We start from the raw sequence: 20449 nt of genomic DNA on the forward strand, positions 1-20449 counted from the left end.
AAAAAGACCTATTGATATGGAATTTATTACAGTAAATCAGGCACGAACAATCTTAAATGAAGAAATAGAAACTAAAAGCGTAACATACCTTAGTCTTACGGATGCTTTATATCATTATACAGCCAAAGAGTTAATAGCAGGTGTAGATGTTCCCGGCTTTGATAATTCTGCAATGGATGGCTATGCTTTTGCATATGCTGATTTTGAAAAAAAGCTGCCTTTAAAAATTACACATGTTATAAAAGCGGGGGATATATCACTTCCTCATATAAAAGAAGGAGAAGCTGCACGTATATTTACAGGAGCACCTATGCCTGATGGGGCAGATACGGTAGTAATGCAAGAAAAAGCGAAGGTTGAAAATAACCAGTTATTTCTGGAAGAGCAGGAAATTTATAAAAGTCTTAATGTTAGATTGCGAGCATCGCAGACCAGAAAAGGAGAAATTTTAGTTTCTGAAAATACATATATCAATTCAGGGTTGCTGAGTTTGTTGGCAGGCTTTGGATTTGATAAAATTCCGGTTTATTCTTTTCCCGATGTTGGTATTTTAGTTACCGGAAGCGAACTGGTTGAGCCCGGAAAACCTTTACAACCCGGACAAATTTATGAAAGTAACTCTCCCTCTCTGCAATCAGTATTGCGTGATATGAACATAACTTCATTTCCGCCTGAAAAAGTCAAAGATGATAAACAATCAACGATAGAATCAATCAATGATAGTTTAAATAAAGTAGATGTGCTTTTAATTACCGGTGGAATTTCGGTAGGTGATTATGATTTTGTAAAAGAATCTTTACAAGAATGCGGGGTAAAACAATTGTTCTATAAAGTGCAGCAAAAACCTGGAAAACCACTTTTTTTTGGTAAAAAAGATAATAAATACGTTTTTGCACTTCCCGGAAATCCGGCTTCAGTGCTTTCATGTTTTTATCAGTATGTACGTCCTTTTTTAGAAGGTATAAAAGGAAACAAAAAATGCAATAACTATAAAGCTAAAGCGGTTTTAGATACTGATTTTTATAAAAAAAACACATTAACCTTATTTTTAAAAGGGTATTGGGAAGAAGGGAAAGTACAGATTTTATCTTCACAGGAATCGTATAAAATGGATTCTTTTACTATTGCCAATTGCTGGATAGAACTGGATGGGCAGCCACGTACTTTAAAAAAAGGGGAAGAAATTACAGTATGGAAAATTTAAAAATTGAGGGACATATATGGCTGGAGACTTCCGCAGGATTGAAAATAGGAAAAGGAAGAGCCTTATTGCTGGAAGAAATAGATAAGACCGGATCTATAGCTGCGGCTGCACGCAATACTAATATTCCCTACAGAAAGGCTTGGGGAATGATTAAGGAATTAAATAAAGGCAATACACAACCGCTAGTGATAAAAAGTGTGGGTGGACGCGAAGGAGGAGGAGCAGTTTTAACTCATGAAGGGAAAAAAATACTTGCTGAATTTAAAAGAATAGATCAACAATTTTTTTTATTTAAAAACAGCACATTATGATTCAAGAAGCCTATATTCTGGCCGGAGGGAAAAGTAGCAGAATGGGAGAAGATAAAGGCTTAAAAAAGATCGGTCATAAGCCCATGATTGAATCGGTAATTCAACAATTAAAAAAAAACTTTTCTGTAGTGAAGATAAATACTCAAAATATTGATTATAAAATATTTGAATTGCAATTAATTCCCGATATAATACAGGACAAAGGTCCGCTGGGAGGTATTTACACTGCTTTAAACGATTCGGGAGGAGATATATTTGTGGCCAGTTGTGATATACCATTAATATCTTCAGAATCTATTCAATATATACTGAAACAACATAAAAAAGGAAAAGTAACCGTAGCCTCCTATAAGGGAAATATACATCCGTTGTTTGGAATTTATACTCAAGAGATAGTACCGAAACTTAAAAAGAAAATAGAAAATAATAAGCTGAAAATGAGGAGTTTTATAGAAGAGGTAGAAGCTGATATTGTAGAAATGAGCATAAACTTCCCTACAGATTTTTTAGCAAATATAAATACACCAGAAGAAATCAGGTCCGTTGAAAAACTAATAAAATATGAATATTAAAATTTTTGGAAAACTAACAGATATCTTTCAGACAGAAGAATATTTGTTAAACGAGAAGATAACCACCGTTTCCGATTTAAAACAGAAACTGGAAGTCCTTTTTCCTTCGTTACAATCTCTTACTTATCTGGTAATAGTTAATAACGAAAATACACAGGATAACGATTCAATTTCAACAAATTCAGAAATAGCATTATTACCCCCGTATTCCGGTGGATAAACCATTTGTAAACAATGAATTTACAACGATATAACAGACAAACCATATTATCAGGATTTGGTAAAAATGCACAGGAAAAACTTTTTCAATCCAAAGTATTGGTACTGGGAGCAGGAGGTTTAGGATGTCCGGTATTACAATTTCTGACTGCTGCGGGAGTAGGTACACTGGGAATTGTAGATTATGATACGGTTGATATTTCAAACTTGCAAAGACAGATTCTATTTGATGAAAATGATGTAGGTAAGCTAAAGACAGAAGCAGCAAAAGCTAAACTGCAAAAAATGAATTCTGAAACAGAAATTCGGATACATTCTGAAAAATTAACTTCAGGCAACGCATTATCCATATTTACCCCTTATCAGGTTATTGTAGATTGTACCGATAATTTTCAGGTCAGATATCTTGCCAATGATTTATCACGGCTATTAAATAAACCATTGGTATATGGCGCTATTTATCAGTATGAAGGACAAGTATCGGTCTTTAATATTGAAAAAAACGGTGAATCTACCAATTACAGAGATTTATTTCCTACGCCACCTCAACCGGCAGAAGTACCTACCTGTAATGAAGCAGGAGTTTTAGGAACATTATCCGGAATTATTGGAGTTGTTCAGGCTAACGAGGTCATCAAATTGCTAACCGGTATAGGTAAGCCCTTGGTTCATAAATTATGGATTATGAATATCTTAAATTATGAAACCCGGACAATTAAATATAAAAAAGGAGATTCCAACACTTCTCCTGAAACTATTGAAGAACTGTTGACAACTTCTTACGAGGAACTTTGCGGTTTTTTTACGCCAAATAATGAGATAGATGATAAAGAGCAGCTAAAATCGCTTCTGAGTAAAAAAAATTCCGTGCTGGTAGATGTTCGTAATGAAGACGAATTACCCAAAATACAGGAATTTGATTATACACTAATCCCATTATCTGTATTGGAACAGCAAATTGAACAATTAAAGTCATTTGATTCTATTATTTTTGTATGCCGTTTGGGAATGAGAAGTTTACGGGCGGTACAAATTGCCAAAGAAAAATATCCAACTAAAGATATACGCCATATCAAAGATGGAATAGAAACAATAATATAATGAGTAAAATAAAAAAAATATTTATCGAAGGAGCTATTTCCTCCCAATTTGTAGCCGATAGTATTGAAAAACATACTGTAAAAACCAACATCGGAGGGCATAGTATTTTTCTGGGGCAAATACGAGCAGATTCTAAAAATGGTAAAGAAGTAGAATCCATTGAATTTACAGCGTATCAGGAAATGGCAGAAAAAAAACTTGCGGAAATTCGTGAAGACATATTCTCTAAATATAACTTGGTATGCATGCATGTCTATCACAGCCTGGGAATTGTTAAAAAAGGAGAAATATGCCTGTTTGTATTTACTTCCTCAGGCCATAGGGAGCCGGCCATTCAAGCCTGTAACGAAATGGTGGAAAGGCTGAAAAAAGAATTGCCGATATGGGGGAAAGAAATTTACGACGACCATACACATCACTGGAAAGAAAATAGATAAAATATGAATACAGCTCAACCGGTTTTAGTATCATTAAACGCAGGAAAAGAAGAACCGCTGGAAGATTCAGGATTTTTAAGTGCCATAAATAAAAAGAAGCTTAATGAGCCTGCGCTGGTAACCAAATTAGGATTAAAATCTGATGTTCAGTCAGATAAACGTTTTCATGGAGGAATAGATAAAGCTATTCATCAATACGCGTATGAAAATTATACTTTTTGGGAAAATATTCTTCCGGATACTACAAGGTTGAAGCAAATGGCAGCGTTTGGAGAAAATATTACTTCCGTAGGAATGACGGAAGATACCGTAATGATAGGAGATCAATATCGTTTAGGTGGCTGCATTCTGGAAGTAAGTCAGGCACGTCAGCCCTGCTGGAAGCTCAACTATAGGTTTAAGTATCCAACTATGGCAGAAGAAGTACAAAATAGTCTCAAAACAGGCTGGTATTACAGAGTTTTGGAAGAAGGACAAGTACAGGAAGGAGATAAATTTGTATTATTGGAGAGGCCATATCCCGAAATTTCTTTAACCTATCTACTTCATATTTTATATAAAGATTGTTTAAATAAAGAAGCTCTATATGAATTTCTGAAGATTAATATTCTGGCTGAAAGCTGGAAAAATACTTTGACTAAGCGATTGGAAACAGGAGAAGTGGAAGATTGGAAAAGAAGGTTATATTTACAAAACAAATAAAATTTAACTAATTATTAAAAGTAACAAAATTCACTTATATGAAATTTAAATTAGCACTGGTATGCATTTTTTTATTAGGAACTATGAAAACTATTTATTCACAAAAAATACAGGTGGGTGGAGAAATAAGAAACCGGGGAGAGTTAAGAAATGGTTTTAGAAAACCATTGGCTGATTCCATAGATCCTTTATATGTACATAATCTCAGATTAAAGCTCTATGGTTCTTATACATCGGAAAAATTTAAAGCTAAAGTAACCTTGTTGGATTCTAAGATATTCAGTTCAGATCATTCCGTAAGAACCGATAATTTTTTTGGAATTTATGAAGCTTGGGGTGAATATTTCTTTAATCCGCAAATTTCAGTTTCAGCAGGAAGACAAATTTTGGAGTATGATGATAACCGCTTGTTTTCTGCAGGTGCCTGGAGTAATACACCCAATGCTCACGATTTGGTTAAATTGAAATATAACACCGAAAAAGTAAAGGTAAATGTTGGAGGTGCGTGGAATAATGCTTCAGTTTCCTTATACAATGCGGCTAAAAGTTACGAATCTATGTTTTATGGATGGGGAATGTATTCATTTCAGAATTTCAATGTATCTGGTATCTGGGTAAATGAAGGAATTAAAAATACCCTGCCCGGCCGGGGAAATAAAACTTCAATATATAGAAATACACTGGGGGGAAATATAGGTATGAAAAATAAAAATATGCCTCTTTCCGTCTATCTGACAGGATATTACCAGTTCGGTTACGATAAGGCTGATAAAAAGCTCGATGCCTTTTTTCTTGGTTTAAAAAATCAATATACATTTTCTGATAAAATTAAAGCATCTCTGGGAGCAGAATACTTATCCGGAACCAGTTCAAAGGCATCGGGCAGTTCAGATCATACATTTAACAGGCTCTATGGGGCACACCATAATTACAATGGTACTATGGAATATTGGATAGCAGTACCCACTCAGGGGCTCGTAGATATTTTTGCAGGAGCAGATGTAAAAGTGCTTCCAAAATTAAGTGTAAACGGAAGCTTTCACACTTTTGCAACCGCGCGGGAAATACAAAATCGAAATAATAAAGGAATAGGTTCTGAACTGGATATGCAGGTAGATTATAAGTTTTCTCAGTCATTCTCTCTGCAAGGAGGCTGGAGTTGTTATTTTAAAAACAAAGGAACCGATATATTGAAAAAACAGACTCAGACAGAAACACGTTTTCCATATTGGGCCTATCTTATGATTACGTATAAGCCTGAATTTACAATCAAAACCAAAAACAAACAATAAACCTATGGTAAATATAACCTCAAAAAATAACACTTTACGTAAAGCCATTGCGCAGGCTGAAGTAAAAGTGAGTTCTATGGAAACTATTCATGCCATAAAAGAAAATCGTGTACCCAAAGGAAATGTTTTTGAAATGGCAAAAACGGCCGGTTTATTTGCTGCAAAAAAAACCAGTGATGTTATTCCGGATTGTCATCCGTTACCTATAGAATTTACTTCTATTACCTTTGAAATAAATGAACTCATTATTACTATAAAAACAGAGATTCATACGATCTATAAAACCGGTGTAGAGGTAGAAGCTATGCATGCTTCATCGGTAGTTGCGCTGACCATGTATGATATGCTGAAGCCTATCGACAAAAAAATTGAAATTCAAAATATACGGTTAGTTGAAAAAAGAGGAGGTAAATCGGATAAACAGGATGTTTTTGAAACTCCGCTTAAAGCAGCAGTTATTGTGTGTTCCGATAGTATTTCAGCCGGAGGAAAAGAAGACAGGGCAGGAAAGGTGATTATGGAAAAACTTTCGAAATGCCAGGTTGAAATTTCCGATTATATCATTATCCCCGATGAAATAGACCAGATTCAGGAAAATATACAAAAATATGTATCGCAACAGTTGGATATGGTTCTGGTAACCGGTGGAACCGGATTATCCAAACGCGATATCACACCGGAAGCAGTACAACCTTTGCTGGAAAAAGAAATACCCGGTGTTGCTGAAGCAATGCGCACGTACGGCCAAAACAGAACTCCGCTGGCCATGCTCTCCAGAAGCGCAGCTGGCCTCGTTAAAGAAACACTGGTAGTTACCCTGCCGGGATCTACCAAAGGAGCTGAAGAGTCTATGGATGCCATTTTCCCCTCCCTGCTTCATATTTTTAAAATCAGAAACGGAGGGCAGCATTAATTTATAACCTTAAAATATATAACTCATGAAACGTTTTTTATACTTATTAATCCTTTGTGCTTTTACAGCCGGAATTTCTTCCTGTACCAAAGAAAGAAAAGCAACAGTGGCTGCGGCAGCCAATCTGCGATATGTTTTAGAAGAAATTAAAACCCAATATATAAAAGATAACCCGGAGGCAGATCTACAGATAACTTATGGTTCTTCCGGAACTTTAAGCCAACAGATTATCAACGGAGCCCCTTTTGATTTATTTATGTCGGCAGATACCAAGTTTCCTCAAAAGCTGGTTGAAAAGGAAAAGACTTCCGGTTCTCCTAAAAATTATTGTTATGGAAGGGTAGCCTTATGGGCAGCGAAAATACCGGTAGAAAAAGGCCTTTCTGTTTTACTTCTTCCGGAGGTTAAAAAAATAGCTATAGCTAATCCGGAACATGCTCCTTATGGAAGAAATACGGTTACAGCACTACAGGAACAAGGCATTTACGATTCTGTGAAAGACAAAATCGTATGGGGCGAGAATATAAATCAAACTGCACAATTTGCATTCTCAGGCAATGCAGAAGTAGGTTTTATAGCTCTTTCACTGGCGTTGGCTCCGGAAATGGCAAACCAGGGAAGTTATTATGTTTTACCCGAAAACATTTGTCCGCCTATAGCACAGGCAGCCGTATTAATCAAAGGATGGGAAAAAAACGGAGAAGCCTCACGCTTTCTGGATTATATAACCAGTTCCCGATGTGATAGTATCTGGACTAAATACGGTTACGGATTGGTAAAAAAATAAATTTAGTATTGGAAGCGGACTTTTCAAATACATTACTATTAACTGGAAAACTGGCCATTAGTACCACAGCTATCCTTTTACTTTTAGGCTTACCTATAGCTTATCTGCTGGCTTATACTCGTTTTAGGGGTAAGGCATTGGTAGAAGCTCTTATTTGTATGCCTATGGTGCTGCCGCCCACGGTGATAGGTTACTATCTGCTGGTAGCCTTTAGCCCTACCAACAGCTTTGGAGGATTTCTGGAAAAATATCTGAGCACACGCCTGGCCTTTACCTTTGAAGGAGTGGTTATTGCCAGCGTAATTGCCGGACTGCCGTTTATGATACAACCCCTTCAGAACGGTCTTTCATCGCTTCCTTCCAGTTACAGGGAAGCTTCCTATACCTTGGGAAAATCAAAATGGGTAACCTTTTACCGGGTGTTGCTTCCCAATTGTAAATCTTCCCTTATTACAGGTATTGCGTTAACATTTGCCCACTGCATCGGGGAATTTGGTATTGTTCTTATGGTAGGAGGAAACATTCCCGGAGAAACCCGTATTGCTTCTATTGCTATTTACGATGAAGTACAGGCACTAAATTACGAAACCGCTCACCAGTACTCTTTTATTCTTTTTATTATTTCCTTTATCCTGCTGACCCTGATTTATAGTATCAATAAAAGTTTTAGAGTGAACACGTTGTAGATATGATAAAGATAGATGTTGAGCATAGCATTTTAACCGCCGAAGGTAAAAAGACGTTGAAAGTAAATGAGCATTTCAGGGAAAATGAGTTAATCTGCATATCCGGAGCCTCCGGAGCAGGCAAAACTACCTTGCTGAGAATGATTGCCGGACTGGTTACTCCTGACAGGGGAATGATTGAGATAGGCGGGCAGAAGGTATTTGATTCTGTTAAAAAAATAAATATTTCGCCTCAGAAAAGGAACGTAGGATTTATGTTTCAGGATTATGCTTTGTTTCCGAATATGAATGTGGAAAAAAACATACGTTTTGCACAGTCAGGAGAAAAGGATCCGGAGTGGATTCATCGGCTGATTACCACTTTTGGACTGGAGAATCTGCGAAAACAAAAGGTTACCCAACTGTCCGGAGGACAAAAGCAACGTGTAGCATTGGCTCGAGCCTTAGCATCCAAATCGCGTATTTTATTGCTGGACGAACCTCTTTCGGCTGTAGACAATAAAATCAGAAGGGAACTACAGGATGAAATTGTTAAAGCACACCAGTTGTTACAATCTACTACCTTATTGGTAAGTCATGACGAGGACGAAATAAACAAAATGGCTTCCAGTATCTTGTATATTGAGCAAGGCAACTCACATCTGAAATCTGCCGGAATATCTTTCACTGAATAAATATTTATTTAGTTACTTCTTTTAATAAATAATGAATTATAAAAAAGCTGTAATTCTTGTTTAGCTTATATTTTTAAGTTACTTTAGCTGAAATTTATTTATAAAATATTTTATAAATAAATCATATGTTAATTACATATATATAGCTTTATTTTAAAATAATAATTTGTTTCTGTGTTAGGCAATACCTTAAACCTTGAAACCAATTTTAACCTTATTACTAAATTTAAAAATGCTATAGTAAAGAAAAAATGTTACTTAATTAGACCTAAAGAATTACATATTTTATAACCTTATTTGCAAAAAAATAATTATCAAAAATTGTAACAAAAAATAATACGTAATGAAAGCTTCAGAATCAAATTTTTTATCTATACTCAAAGCACGTAATCAATTTGTTATTCCTATATATCAACGTACTTATAATTGGAAACTGGAACAATGTCAACAATTATTTAAAGATATTTTAAGTATTGATGAAGATACAACCGGCGGACACTTTATGGGGTCTGTGGTCTATTTTCAGGAAAGCATCCATACCATTTCAGACATATCCCAGCTACAGGTAATAGACGGTCAACAGCGTCTTACTACCGTATCAATACTTATTGCGGCTCTTGCCAGTTTTATGAAAGATAATGAAACTCATATAGAAACTACTTCTTATAAAAAACTTCAAAATTATTATTTGTTTAATAATGACGAAGAAAATGAATTACGATATAAATTATTACTTACAAAAAAAGATAAAGAAACTTTTTTAAGTATAATAAGAGGAATTGATCTTCCCGAAAATTATTCACATCGTTTGATGGAAAATTACGAGTTTTTTAAAAGAGCGATTAATTCCGAAAATGTATTAAAAGTTTATAATGGTTTATTGCGTTTATTTATAGTGAATGTGGCCTTAGAAAAAGACAAAGATAATCCTCAGCTTATTTTCGAAAGTATGAATAGCACAGGGTTAGATTTATCTCAGGCAGATCTTATAAGAAATTATATCCTTATGAGGCGTGAAATAGAAGAGCAAACCGATTTGTACGATACATATTGGTTTCCTATGGAACAAAGTTACGGGAATGAGTATACTACTCTTTTTGATCGTTTTATGCGAGATTATCTTTCTGTTAAAACGGGTACTATTCCTAAAATAGGAAAAGTGTATGAAGATTTTAAAAAGTATGTTAAAAATACCCATAATATAGATACTATTGGTGAAGTGGTGAAAGATATTTACCAGTATTCAAAATACTATGTAAATATGGTTCTTCACAAAGAACCTGACCCTTTATTAAGGGAAAGTTTTAAACGGATTAGCCAACTAAAAGTTGATGTTAGTTATCCTTATTTATTACCTGTGTATTCAGATTATGACAATTCGGTTATAACTACTGAACAATTTAACCAAATATTGGAATTAGTAGAAAATTATGTATTTAGAAGATTAATTTGTGGAATTCCTACTAACAGTCTTAATAAAACATTCGGGAATTTGTATAAAGAAATAAATATAAATTCCTATATGGAAAGTGTAAAAGCATCATTTCTATTATTAAATAGTTATAAACGTTTTCCTGATGACACAGAGTTCAAAAATGCTATTCTCTTAAAAGATATATATAATTTAAGAAACCGTAATTACTTATTAAGTAAACTCGAAAATTATAATAGAAAAGAAATAGTCAATGTTTGCGATTATACTATAGAACATATTTTGCCCCAAAATCCAAATTTAAGGAATGAATGGAAAAATATGCTGGGCAATGAATGGAAGGAAATACAAAGTAGATATTTACATTCTTTAGGAAATTTAACCCTTACCGGATATAATTCGGAACTTAGCGATAAACCTTTTTTTGAAAAGAAAACATTAGTAGGAGGTTTTAACGATTCCCCTTTACGACTCAATGAATATTTACGAAATACAGATAGCTGGAATGAAGATACTATATTGCAACGGGCGGAGATTTTAGCAGAGAAAGCAAAAATAGTCTGGAAAGCACCTCAATTACCTAATGATGTTTTAAATACCTATAAAAATGTGGAAGTATCTTCAACAAATTATGATATTACACATTATGAATATCTAAACGGAGATATGCTTAATCTGTATAATGAACTTCGTAAAAGAATTTTAAATATAGATCCTACTGTAAAAGAAGAATATAAAAAATTGTATATAGCCTATAAAGCTTATACGAATTTTGTAGATATTGTTCCTCAGAAATCAAGATTAAGACTTAGCTTAAATCTTCCTTTTGATGAAATAAAAGATCCTAAAGAATTATGTAAAGATGTTTCAAGTTTAGGGAGATGGGGAAATGGAGATGTAGAAGTAGGAATATCATCTCATGAAGAATTAAATGATATAATGGAACTTATACAACAAGCTTTTGATAAGCAGATGGATGAATTTTAATCATTCTCTCAGCATCCTGTCCAAAAATTCAAATTCTATGTGGGGGAGAAGGTGTTTTGCCATTTCCAGCAGGTTGTAACTATCAATCCGCAATTCTTCTTTCTCTTCTCACGTTGAATTCCTATATTCCAGTCAAAACACATGAATTTTGCAAGTGTTTATTAAAGATATATTTATAGTTTTTTAGTATTATTATTGTTTCTAAACTACTTGTAAAAAACAGGTAATTTATTGTAGTTTAATTTTATCTTATTAACAGATTAATTTTTAAATTTGTGAAGATGATCAAACCGGATTCAAATATACATCATGGAAGAAATATAAAAAGGATTCGGGAACTCTTGGGTTATAAACAAGAATTCTTAGCTATAGAGTTAGATATAACGCAACAATTTATATCAGAAATAGAACGTAAAGAAGTTATTAATAAAAAAACTCTAAAGAAAATTGCAGATATTTTACAAGTGCCTGTAGAAGCAATTGAAAATTTAAATGATAAAAAAATAGTAGACTTCACAAATGAATTTATAAAAAATGTGATAAATAATAATGAAAAAGTATCAGAAGGAAAAGTAATAAAATATATTAGAGAATATCTAAATATACCTGTAAAAGAGATTGCGCTAAAATTAGGGATTTCCGAACAAGAAATTTTAGAGCTTGAAAACAAAAAAATCTTAGATAAAGAAACACTAACGAAAATTGCAGAAGCTTTACATATTCCGGTAGAAGCTATTGAGAATTTTAATGACGAAGGAGCTTTAAATTTTGTGGCAAATACTTTTAATAATCATGATAATTCATCTACAATTACTTATCAACCTACTTTTAATCCCATAGATAAAATAGTAGAATTGTATACAGAAAAAGAAGCTCTTTACGAGCGCATGATTCAGGAAAAAAATACGTTGATAGAGAAGCTGCTGAGTAAGTAGTTTAAAGAGAAAATATAACCGAATTTGTTAGATTTGCCTTTACTTTAAGAGAGTATAAAAGAAAAAAAATACTTAATCAGATAATTTTTTTATCTCAATTAGGGTAAAATAGTTATATTTGAAAGAAAAATGCAATTTATAATAAAAGATATAACTACTGAGAAGTTAATAGAAAATTCTCAGCAAAAACCGGTTAATTTTGGGGATGGTTTTAGAAAAAAGCATCTTATGTCAGGTATAGCAAGTATAGAAATTCCTGATGGATCCGACACGAACAGAGATTTAAAAGAAAGAGCTAACAAACTTAGAGATTTTACTTATGAAAATAGTTGGAGTATATTATTAGAAACCGAATTAATAAATGTATTGAATAGTAAAGTTTATACATTATATGAATATCAATATAATGGTGGACGTGGTTTTGATATATATATTGATATAAAAGTTTATTTGTATAAACATTCAGGTTATCCAAATAATATTCACAAAAAAATTGATGTTGAGTATCGTAATTTATCTCTTTCAGGATATATAAAATCAGAGGTAATATTAATTACACATTTTAACGGATAAGGTCAAAAATAGATCTACTTTTATTTGTAGTTTAATAAAAAGTAATAAGTAGTTGTATTAATAAATATGTTTTTTGATATTAATTCTTTTAATTTTTTATAAAAGATTCTTTAATTTTTCCATTAGAGGTATAAATAACTAAGGTATACTCTCCTTCATATAGAGCCTCAAGAGTAATGGCACGTTCGTTGGTAAAGATTCCTGAGAGTACTTTTATATCATTGATGTCGAATATTTCGAATGGGGCAGGGGCTATATTTTTATTGATAAACAAAGTATCCATAACTATATTTGGATGTATTATAATAGAAGAATCGCTCTTTGTTTCCGTATGCATTGTTACTTTCTGTTCTACGGGTTTTTCAGGAATTAACAGTTCCGAAAAGGAATCATCCTTTATCTTGTCTACCGGAGGTAATTCAGTATTTTTTTCTGCAGTTGAGGTAAGTAACTCTTTTTCTTGGTTGGAAAAAGTATCCGTTACATGTATTTCATCAGTAGAATCAGCGATTTTTTCAGAATTTTCCGGTTCTGGTAGTATTATTTTTTGAACAGAACTGTTCTGTATTTCCGTATTACTTTTTCCTTTATGTTCCTCGTTTCTTACAGTAATAAACACCTCAGAAAAGGAATCATTTTGTATCTTGTCTACCGGAGGTAGTTCAACATTTTTTTCAGCAGTTGAGATAAGCAACTCTTTTTCCTGATCGAGGAGAAGCTCAGCCAGTTGGGTTTCCGCACTGGTGGTAGGTTCTGTTTCCTTCAAGCTTTCCGGATTTGTTAGTACTTCAGGTGCTTTAGCCAAAGATTCAGTGGGAATTTCATCAATTTCTATAAGTTGGGAGATATTTTTTTGGGGAGTAGGATCAAACGTTGGTTCAGGAGTAACTGATGAAAGGCTTTTTGTAGACGCAATGGCTTTAGATGGGGTATTTTCCGGTGATTGTGCAGGAATTTGAACGGCAATTTTTTCGGTTTTTTCATCCGTTATATTAGGTAAAGTTTCTTCTTGCAGGCCTGTTTCTTGGGATATGGCTGCGAGAGTTGTAGGTGCTTCCGGTTGGCTGGTTGCATTGCGGTTGGTAAAAGTAAGAGAGGCAAGTTGGGGAAGACCTTCCAAAACTAAATTTTTAACATTCATCAGCTGCTGAGATTTTACCTGAATATCCAAAGACCTAAGGTTGGGTAAGTTTTTTACCACCAGACTATCTATACCTGAATCAGTAGGTAATTGCAATTGAGTGATTTGTGGTAAATTTTCCAGATAGAGAGAAGGGTTTTTATCGTCTTTGGCTGAATAATGAAAAAGAGACAGAGCCGATAAATCTGCCAGTTTTATTCTCGATAGATTTTTACCTTCCAGATGCAGCTCTTTTAAAGCAGGCAGCTTAGTAAGAGTTACAGATTTTTGATTGTCCCCGCATTGTAGTATCTCCAAATTAGGTGCAAAGCTAAGATGCTCTGAAGTTAAATGCTCAGGAAATTGGTCGGTAAACAAGATTTTTAAATTAGGTTGTTGTCCATACAGCATAGTTACCTTATATTGGTAAAGTTCGGTAAGCTGGGTAAGTTCGGAAATATCAAACTTTATCTTAGCATACGGTGAACCGTAACAGGTTAGGCTGCGCAGATTAGTGAAATTTTTAATCCAGCGGGTATCCGGCCGTTCCGCCGGTATAAGTAAACTTTCTAATGATAATACCAGGCTGTATACCTCTAACGCTTCTTCTTTTGATATTTCACCATCCCCATTACTATCTATTTTTATAGCATTGCCTAGGCCGTTGCGAGCTATTGCATTATAAGGCGAAGAAATTAAAAGATATTCTTTTAAGAAGCTATCTCTGAAACTAATGTTCTGAGCAGGTAAAATACTGCTTAACATCAGGAAAATAATGAATGAAGAGAACGAAAATATACGGGCATTCATAAAAATAATATCTTTTTGGGATAACAAATATACTTAAAAAGATAAAATAAAATTTTCATATGGTTATATGAATTTTTATAAAAGAAAAAAAAGCTTTTCTAAAATAGAAAAGCTTTTTAATTATTATATGCCGGAATTAAAATTTAGTTTTTAATGAACGGTTTATTTATTTTGCCTTTAGCGTAATGCAGGGTCATAAAATAAGAACCTTTCGGAAGAATAGAAACAGTAACCTTGGGTGAAGTTATGTTCTCTGAAATTAAAAGTCTTCCATTAGTATCAAAAATTTCTACTTTAGTGATTTTTTCTTTTGTATTTATGTATAGAAAATCAGTAGCCGGGTTAGGATACAGGGTAACTTCAGTTTGTGTTTTTATTTCATTGGTGCTTAAACCTAAAGTGGAACAGTCTGTAGTTATATTTTTGGTATAGGAAGAAAATAGCTGCTTAACTTTTTCCAGTTCAATTTCATCACAACAAATGGAATTAAAAGTGGCATGTCTGACGGGAGAAAAAGTATCCAGCCAAGGGTCAGTAACCCCGTTTTTTATAATTAGAGTTTTAAATGTTGAATAATATTCAGATAATGAAGTTATCTTCGTAGAAGCAGAAAAATCCAGCTTGTCTAGCTCCATCATATTAAAGCGAATATTTGTTAGATTCGTATTTTTTGATAAATCTAAAGAAGTCATTTCATACATATGACCCAGTCGCAAATGAGTTAAAAGAGGATTATGAGTAAGATCTAAATCTTTTAAAGAATAACCAAAACCCATTAAATATAACTCTTTTAAATTTACATTTTTTGATAAATCAAGAATAGATAATCTGCCATTATATTCATTATTTAAAAATGTGAGTGAGGGTAAATGTGAAACTTTAAAATCAGGTATTGAAAGACCGAAGCAATTTAAGTAAGACAGTTTGGGTAAATTTTCTAAAGTTAACTGCTCCAGCGAAACTCCATTAAATGATTCAGATGGAGTAGCCCTAATACCTAAATCCAAGGAGGTGAGATTTGATAAATTTTTAATTGTAATGTTTATTTTATCTGAAATTACAGGTAAATCAAGTGGTAATTTTAGTTTTTTTAAAGAAGGTAAATTTTCAAGATGCGAAAAACTACTTACCAGGGAAACGGAATCCAGGATGGGAAGATTTTTTAAAATAATAGTGTCGGCATTTGCTGTGATTCTTTTCAGCTTTTTAAAATCAGAAAAATTTAATTTTTTAAAATTAACTAAAATCCCGTTAAAACCAGATCCCAGCTTTAAACTATAAGTACAGTTCAAATCTTCCAGGTTGGGAGCCTGACTGTAAGATATTTTTACCGGGGCATCAACTAATTTCAGGTTTGGGAGGTAATCCGGTAATTTGATATAAATATCATAAACTTTATAAAGATGGTGTCCATCTAAATAATACAATTCTTCCAGATTAGTAAATCCGGTTGCATCTATAAATTGCTTATGGCATTTATAACATTCGCGAGCATAAACACCTCTATATTTAAGTATACGTACATTAGTAAAATAAGTTAAATCTGAAGATTCAGCATTAGAAGGAGGAGATAGCTCAGGGGAACCAGGAATAATTTTAGGAAAAATATTACCCATACCTACCTTCAGTTGATACACTTTTAATGCTTCCTCAAGAGAAATTTCTCCGTCTCCGTTAGCGTCAATAGCCATGGGGTTTCCATTAATGTCTTTGGCAACCTCATTTTCAGCAGAAGAAGATAACAGGTAGTTTTTAAGTATATCGTTGGTAAACTCGATATTCTGGGCCATTATAACCCCCGAAAAGTTTAAAATAATGAATAAGAGGGAATAAAATTTAAATTTCATAAGTTTTAGATTAAGAATGATAATATAGTAAATTGGATATAAATTAGTTTTTAATAAATGGTTTATTTATTTTGCCTTTAGCGTAATGCAGGGTCATAAAATAAGAACCCTTCGGAAGGGTAGAAACAGTAACCTTAGGTAAAATTATGTTCTCAGAAATTAAAAGTCTTCCATTAGTATCGAAAATTTCTACTTTAGTGATTTTTTCTTTTGTATTTATGAATAGAAAATCAGAAGCCGGATTAGGATACAGGGTAACCTCAGTTTGAATTTTTATTTCATTGGTGCTTAAACCTAAAGTGGAACAGTCTGTTGTAAATTTCGTATCAGGAAACCATGAAAATACCTGCTTAACTTTTTCCAGTTCAATTTCATCACAACAAATAGATTCTAAATCGGGATCTAAGTAATGTTTTCTATAATTATTAATCCATGGGTCTGGTACATCATTTTTTATTATTAAGTGTTTTAAAACTTGTTTTCTACCATTATCATTAGGATAAGACAACTTTAAGTTGGAAATTTTAACATTTTTAGAAAAATCTAAGGTGGAAATATCATTTCCACCACTACTAAAAGAGGTTAAATTCACTTGCTTGGAAAGGTCTATCTCAGATATTTGTGTCCTACCTATATTAAGATCTTTAATTAATACATTATTAGATATATCCAGGTTACTAATCGGACTATCTAGGATACTTAAATATTTTAATCGTTTGTGGTTCTTAACATCTATATGGGTTAATGAGTTAGTAGTTAGATCCAAAGTATCAAGCAGAATATTGTTAGAAATATTTAAAGTTTCAATTGAATTATTATAAAGAATCAGTTTAGAAAGTTTAGGAATATTTTTTGATAAATCTAATGTTTTAATTGAATTGTGACTAAAGTCAATGCTCGTTAACTCTGGAAGATCTTCTAACTCCAGCTTTGTAATATGGAAAGAAGAATAATAATCATTGCTATTACCAAATTTTAAGAATTTTAAAGAAGACAGTCTCTTTATTATCATATGAATTTCACGAGGAACATACGTATTTATAGGTTTAAAAAAAGAATCTATTTTAGGTAAGTTTTCCAGATAATAGTAATGATTAGAGAGATAATAGTGATAGCTAGAGAGATAGGAATCATTAGGTAAAGTTTTAATTTTTTCAAGAGATGGAAGATTCTTCAAAACTAAACTATCTCTAGCATGCACAGTAAGTTCTTCAAGAGAAGGAAGATTTGATAAATTTAAATTTTCAGCATTTGCCGTTATGCTTCTTAGTTTTTTAAAATCAGAAAAATCTAATTTTTCATAGTTAAATATTAATCCGTCTTCATTTAAATTTCCTCTAAAAGTATACGAGCAGTTCAACTTTTCCAGATTAGGAGCCTGACTGAATGATATTTTTGTTGGGGCATCCACGATTTTCAAATTAGGAAGGTATTCAGGTAATTTGATGTTAAGATGGTATCTTTTATAGAAAAAGTGTCCGTCTAAAAAATATAATTCCTCCAGATTCGTAAATCCGGTTGCATCTACAAAGTAATCCATACAAACAGAACAATTGTAATAATCAATAAGTCCTTCATATTTAAATATGCGAACATTAGTAAAATAAGTCAACTCAGAAGAAAAATTTGTTTTGGAATTATCCCAACTAGGTTTTTTAGGATAAATATTACCCATACCTACTTTCAGTTGGTACACATTCAGTGCTTCCTGAATTGAAATTTCCCCGTCTCCATTGGCATCAATAACCATGGGGTTTCCATTAATGTCTTTGGCTACTTCATTTTCAGGAGATGAAGATAACAGGTGTTTTTTGAGTTCATCGTTGGTAAACTTAATATTCTGGGCCATTATATTCCCCGAAAAATTTAAAATAATGAATAAGAAAGAATAAAATTTAAATTTCATAAGTTATAGATTAAGAATGATAATATAGTAAGTTAGATATAAATTAGTTTTTAATAAATGGTTTATTTATTTTGCCTTTAGCGTAATGCAGGGTCATAAAATAAGAACCCTTCGGAAGGGTAGAAACAGTAACCTTGGGTGAAGATATTTTCTCTGAAATTAAAAGTCTTCCGTTGGTATCAAAAATTTCTATTTTAGTGATTTTTTCTTTTGTATTTATGTATAGAAAATCAGTAGCCGGATTAGGATACAGGGTAACCTCAGTTTGTGTTTTTATTTCATTGGTGCTTAAACTTTGATTGCAGTTGGTCGTTACATTTACATTTCCTTTGTATTTATCATGAATAAAATACTTATGAATTAAATCAATCTCCTCCTGATTATCACAGCAAATAGATTCTAATTCGGGTCCTAAGTAAGAAGGTCTATTTTTAATCCAAAGGTCTATTACATTATTTTTTATATTTAAGTGTTTTAGATTTAGCTTATCAATACCAGAATAATAATTTAAATTTAAATTAAATATTTTAGGATTTTTAGAAAGATCTAAGGTTGTAATATTATTTCCACCACTAGTAAAAGAAGTTAAATTTACTTGTTTGGAAAGATCGATATTTGAAATATTTGTTAGGGATATGTCTAAATCTTCAATTAATACATTATTAGATATATCCAGGCTATTAATCGGATTGTCTAAGATCTTTAATTTTTTTAATCGTTTATGATTCTTTACATCTATATGGGGTAATAAGTTATGAGCTAGATTCAAAGTATCAATAAGAATATTGTTTGAAATATTTAAAGTTTCAATTGAATTGTTATTAAGAATCAGTTTAGAAAGTTTTGGAATATTTTTTGATAAATCTAACGTTGTTATTGAATTATAACTACAGTCAATGCCAGTTAACTCTGGGAGATCTTCTAACTCCAGCTTCGTAATTCGGGGAGCTAATAAATAATCATAATTGTTATCAAAATATAATAATTTTAAAGAAGGCAGTTTTTTTATTATGAGATGAATATCACGAGGAATATTCATATTTATACGTTTAAAAGAAAAAGAATCTATTTTAGGTAAGTTTTCCAGATAATAGTAATGATTAGAGAGATAATAGTGGTAGCTAGAGAGATAGGAATCTTCAGGTAAAGTTTTAATTTTTTCAAGAGATGGAAGGTTCTTCAAAACTAAGCTATCTCTAGCATGCACAGTAAGTTCTTCAAGAGAAGGTAGGTTGGATAAATTTAAATTTTCAGCATTTGCCGTTATTCTTTTTAGTTTTTCAAAATCAGAAAAATCTAATTTTTCATAGTTAAATATTAATCCGTCTTCATGTAAATCTCCTCTAAAAGTATACGAGCAGTTCAACTCTTCCAGATTAGGAGCCTGACTGTTCGATATTTTTATAGGAGCATCCACGATTTTCAGATTAGGAAGGTATTCAGGTAATTTGATGTTAAGATGGTATCTTTTATAGAAAAAGTGTCCGTCTAAAAAATATAATTCTTCCAGATTCGTAAATCCGGTTGCATCTACAAAGTAATCCACACAAACAGAACAATTGTAATAATCAATAAGTCCTTCATATTTAAATACGCGAACATTAGTAAAATAAGTCAGCTCAGAAGAAAAATTTGTTTTGGAATTATCCCAACTAGGTTTTTTAGGATAAATATTACCCATACCTACTTTCAGTTGGTACACATTCAGTGCTTCCTGAATTGAAATTTCCCCGTCTCCATTGGCATCAATAGCCATGGGGTTTCCATTAATGTCTTTGGCTACTTCATTTTCAGGAGATGAAGATAACAGGTGTTTTTTGAGTTCATTGTTGGTAAACTTGATATTCTGGGCCATTATAATACCCGAAAAGTTTAAAATAATGGATAAGAAAGAATAAAATTTAAATTTCATAAGTTATAGATTAAGAATGATAATATAGT

At 32.5% G+C, this 20449-nt stretch carries 19 protein-coding genes; 15 read left to right on the top strand and 4 right to left on the bottom strand.

Annotated features, from left to right (window positions below; genetic code table 11):
- Positions 1–16 precede the first annotated feature (16 nt).
- From EOV51_RS09685 to EOV51_RS09755, 15 genes are all read left to right on the top strand, one after another.
- On the top strand, positions 17–1204 hold the full coding sequence (locus EOV51_RS09685; RefSeq protein WP_128152252.1) for a molybdopterin molybdotransferase MoeA: 1188 nt from the start codon (positions 17–19) through the stop codon (positions 1202–1204).
- A complete protein-coding gene (locus EOV51_RS09690) occupies positions 1192–1515 on the top strand; it encodes a winged helix-turn-helix domain-containing protein (protein ID WP_128152254.1) in 324 nt (107 codons plus the stop codon). The genes EOV51_RS09685 and EOV51_RS09690 overlap by 13 nt, the downstream gene beginning before the upstream one ends.
- Positions 1512–2087 (top strand): molybdenum cofactor guanylyltransferase, encoded by a 576-nt coding sequence (gene mobA / locus EOV51_RS09695; RefSeq protein ID WP_128152256.1) that lies wholly within the window; start codon positions 1512–1514, stop codon positions 2085–2087. The genes EOV51_RS09690 and mobA overlap by 4 nt, the downstream gene beginning before the upstream one ends.
- The gene (locus tag EOV51_RS09700) at positions 2077–2307 is read left to right on the top strand and encodes a MoaD/ThiS family protein (RefSeq protein WP_128152258.1); all 231 of its coding nucleotides are present in this window, start codon (positions 2077–2079) and stop codon (positions 2305–2307) included. The genes mobA and EOV51_RS09700 overlap by 11 nt, the downstream gene beginning before the upstream one ends.
- Before the next feature lie 14 nt (positions 2308–2321).
- A complete protein-coding gene (gene moeB / locus EOV51_RS09705) occupies positions 2322–3407 on the top strand; it encodes a HesA/MoeB/ThiF family protein (RefSeq protein ID WP_128152260.1) in 1086 nt (361 codons plus the stop codon).
- Complete coding sequence (locus EOV51_RS09710; protein WP_128152262.1) at positions 3407–3844, top strand: molybdenum cofactor biosynthesis protein MoaE; 438 nt, start codon at positions 3407–3409, stop codon at positions 3842–3844. The genes moeB and EOV51_RS09710 overlap by 1 nt, the downstream gene beginning before the upstream one ends.
- Before the next feature lie 3 nt (positions 3845–3847).
- Positions 3848–4546: an MOSC domain-containing protein gene (locus EOV51_RS09715; RefSeq protein WP_128152263.1), complete on the top strand. Its 699-nt coding sequence runs from the start codon at positions 3848–3850 to the stop codon at positions 4544–4546.
- A 38-nt stretch (positions 4547–4584) separates the two neighbouring features.
- Positions 4585–5838 carry an alginate export family protein gene (locus EOV51_RS09720; RefSeq protein WP_128152265.1) on the top strand — a complete coding sequence of 418 codons (1254 nt, stop codon included), beginning with the start codon at positions 4585–4587 and terminating at the stop codon, positions 5836–5838.
- 4 nt (positions 5839–5842) lie between these two features.
- On the top strand, positions 5843–6751 hold the full coding sequence (moaCB, locus tag EOV51_RS09725; protein WP_128152267.1) for a bifunctional molybdenum cofactor biosynthesis protein MoaC/MoaB: 909 nt from the start codon (positions 5843–5845) through the stop codon (positions 6749–6751).
- Between the two features lie 25 nt (positions 6752–6776).
- Positions 6777–7538: a molybdate ABC transporter substrate-binding protein gene (gene modA / locus EOV51_RS09730; protein WP_128152269.1), complete on the top strand. Its 762-nt coding sequence runs from the start codon at positions 6777–6779 to the stop codon at positions 7536–7538.
- Between the two features lie 8 nt (positions 7539–7546).
- A complete protein-coding gene (modB, locus tag EOV51_RS09735) occupies positions 7547–8224 on the top strand; it encodes a molybdate ABC transporter permease subunit (RefSeq protein ID WP_128152271.1) in 678 nt (225 codons plus the stop codon).
- Between the two features lie 2 nt (positions 8225–8226).
- Positions 8227–8898, top strand: a complete 672-nt coding sequence (locus tag EOV51_RS09740; protein ID WP_128152273.1) for a sulfate/molybdate ABC transporter ATP-binding protein — start codon at positions 8227–8229, stop codon at positions 8896–8898.
- A gap of 343 nt (positions 8899–9241) precedes the next feature.
- The gene (locus tag EOV51_RS09745) at positions 9242–11317 is read left to right on the top strand and encodes a DUF262 and DUF1524 domain-containing protein (protein WP_128152275.1); all 2076 of its coding nucleotides are present in this window, start codon (positions 9242–9244) and stop codon (positions 11315–11317) included.
- A gap of 281 nt (positions 11318–11598) precedes the next feature.
- The gene (locus tag EOV51_RS09750) at positions 11599–12252 is read left to right on the top strand and encodes a helix-turn-helix domain-containing protein (protein ID WP_128152277.1); all 654 of its coding nucleotides are present in this window, start codon (positions 11599–11601) and stop codon (positions 12250–12252) included.
- A 129-nt stretch (positions 12253–12381) separates the two neighbouring features.
- Complete coding sequence (locus EOV51_RS09755) at positions 12382–12825, top strand: hypothetical protein (RefSeq protein WP_128152279.1); 444 nt, start codon at positions 12382–12384, stop codon at positions 12823–12825.
- Between the two features lie 88 nt (positions 12826–12913).
- On the opposite strand, the gene EOV51_RS09760 is transcribed toward EOV51_RS09755, so the two are convergent.
- The 4 genes from EOV51_RS09760 to EOV51_RS09775 all read right to left on the bottom strand — a co-directional run bounded on the left by EOV51_RS09760 (position 12914) and on the right by EOV51_RS09775 (position 20420).
- On the bottom strand, positions 12914–14755 hold the full coding sequence (locus EOV51_RS09760) for a T9SS type A sorting domain-containing protein (RefSeq protein WP_128152281.1): 1842 nt from the start codon (positions 14753–14755) through the stop codon (positions 12914–12916).
- Between the two features lie 143 nt (positions 14756–14898).
- Complete coding sequence (locus EOV51_RS09765; protein ID WP_128152283.1) at positions 14899–16602, bottom strand: T9SS type A sorting domain-containing protein; 1704 nt, start codon at positions 16600–16602, stop codon at positions 14899–14901.
- A gap of 43 nt (positions 16603–16645) precedes the next feature.
- Positions 16646–18508: a T9SS type A sorting domain-containing protein gene (locus EOV51_RS09770; protein WP_128152285.1), complete on the bottom strand. Its 1863-nt coding sequence runs from the start codon at positions 18506–18508 to the stop codon at positions 16646–16648.
- Positions 18509–18551: 43 nt separating this feature from the next.
- Complete coding sequence (locus EOV51_RS09775) at positions 18552–20420, bottom strand: T9SS type A sorting domain-containing protein (protein ID WP_128152287.1); 1869 nt, start codon at positions 20418–20420, stop codon at positions 18552–18554.
- Positions 20421–20449 lie beyond the last annotated feature (29 nt).

It is taken from the genome of Apibacter raozihei (assembly GCF_004014855.1).
GTDB lineage: Bacteria > Bacteroidota > Bacteroidia > Flavobacteriales > Weeksellaceae > Apibacter > Apibacter raozihei.

Coding starts and splice junctions, on each gene's coding strand:
- moaCB (WP_128152267.1), top strand. CDS start 5,843: ATGGTAAATATAACCTCAAAAAATAACACTTTACGTAAAGCCATTGCG.
- EOV51_RS09720 (WP_128152265.1), top strand. CDS start 4,585: ATGAAATTTAAATTAGCACTGGTATGCATTTTTTTATTAGGAACTATG.
- mobA (WP_128152256.1), top strand. CDS start 1,512: ATGATTCAAGAAGCCTATATTCTGGCCGGAGGGAAAAGTAGCAGAATG.
- moeB (WP_128152260.1), top strand. CDS start 2,322: ATGAATTTACAACGATATAACAGACAAACCATATTATCAGGATTTGGT.
- EOV51_RS09750 (WP_128152277.1), top strand. CDS start 11,599: ATGATCAAACCGGATTCAAATATACATCATGGAAGAAATATAAAAAGG.
- EOV51_RS09715 (WP_128152263.1), top strand. CDS start 3,848: ATGAATACAGCTCAACCGGTTTTAGTATCATTAAACGCAGGAAAAGAA.
- EOV51_RS09775 (WP_128152287.1), bottom strand. CDS start 20,420: ATGAAATTTAAATTTTATTCTTTCTTATCCATTATTTTAAACTTTTCG.
- EOV51_RS09760 (WP_128152281.1), bottom strand. CDS start 14,755: ATGAATGCCCGTATATTTTCGTTCTCTTCATTCATTATTTTCCTGATG.
- EOV51_RS09745 (WP_128152275.1), top strand. CDS start 9,242: ATGAAAGCTTCAGAATCAAATTTTTTATCTATACTCAAAGCACGTAAT.
- EOV51_RS09700 (WP_128152258.1), top strand. CDS start 2,077: ATGAATATTAAAATTTTTGGAAAACTAACAGATATCTTTCAGACAGAA.
- modA (WP_128152269.1), top strand. CDS start 6,777: ATGAAACGTTTTTTATACTTATTAATCCTTTGTGCTTTTACAGCCGGA.
- EOV51_RS09710 (WP_128152262.1), top strand. CDS start 3,407: ATGAGTAAAATAAAAAAAATATTTATCGAAGGAGCTATTTCCTCCCAA.
- EOV51_RS09765 (WP_128152283.1), bottom strand. CDS start 16,602: ATGAAATTTAAATTTTATTCCCTCTTATTCATTATTTTAAACTTTTCG.
- EOV51_RS09685 (WP_128152252.1), top strand. CDS start 17: ATGGAATTTATTACAGTAAATCAGGCACGAACAATCTTAAATGAAGAA.
- EOV51_RS09740 (WP_128152273.1), top strand. CDS start 8,227: ATGATAAAGATAGATGTTGAGCATAGCATTTTAACCGCCGAAGGTAAA.
- EOV51_RS09690 (WP_128152254.1), top strand. CDS start 1,192: ATGGAAAATTTAAAAATTGAGGGACATATATGGCTGGAGACTTCCGCA.
- EOV51_RS09755 (WP_128152279.1), top strand. CDS start 12,382: ATGCAATTTATAATAAAAGATATAACTACTGAGAAGTTAATAGAAAAT.
- EOV51_RS09770 (WP_128152285.1), bottom strand. CDS start 18,508: ATGAAATTTAAATTTTATTCTTTCTTATTCATTATTTTAAATTTTTCG.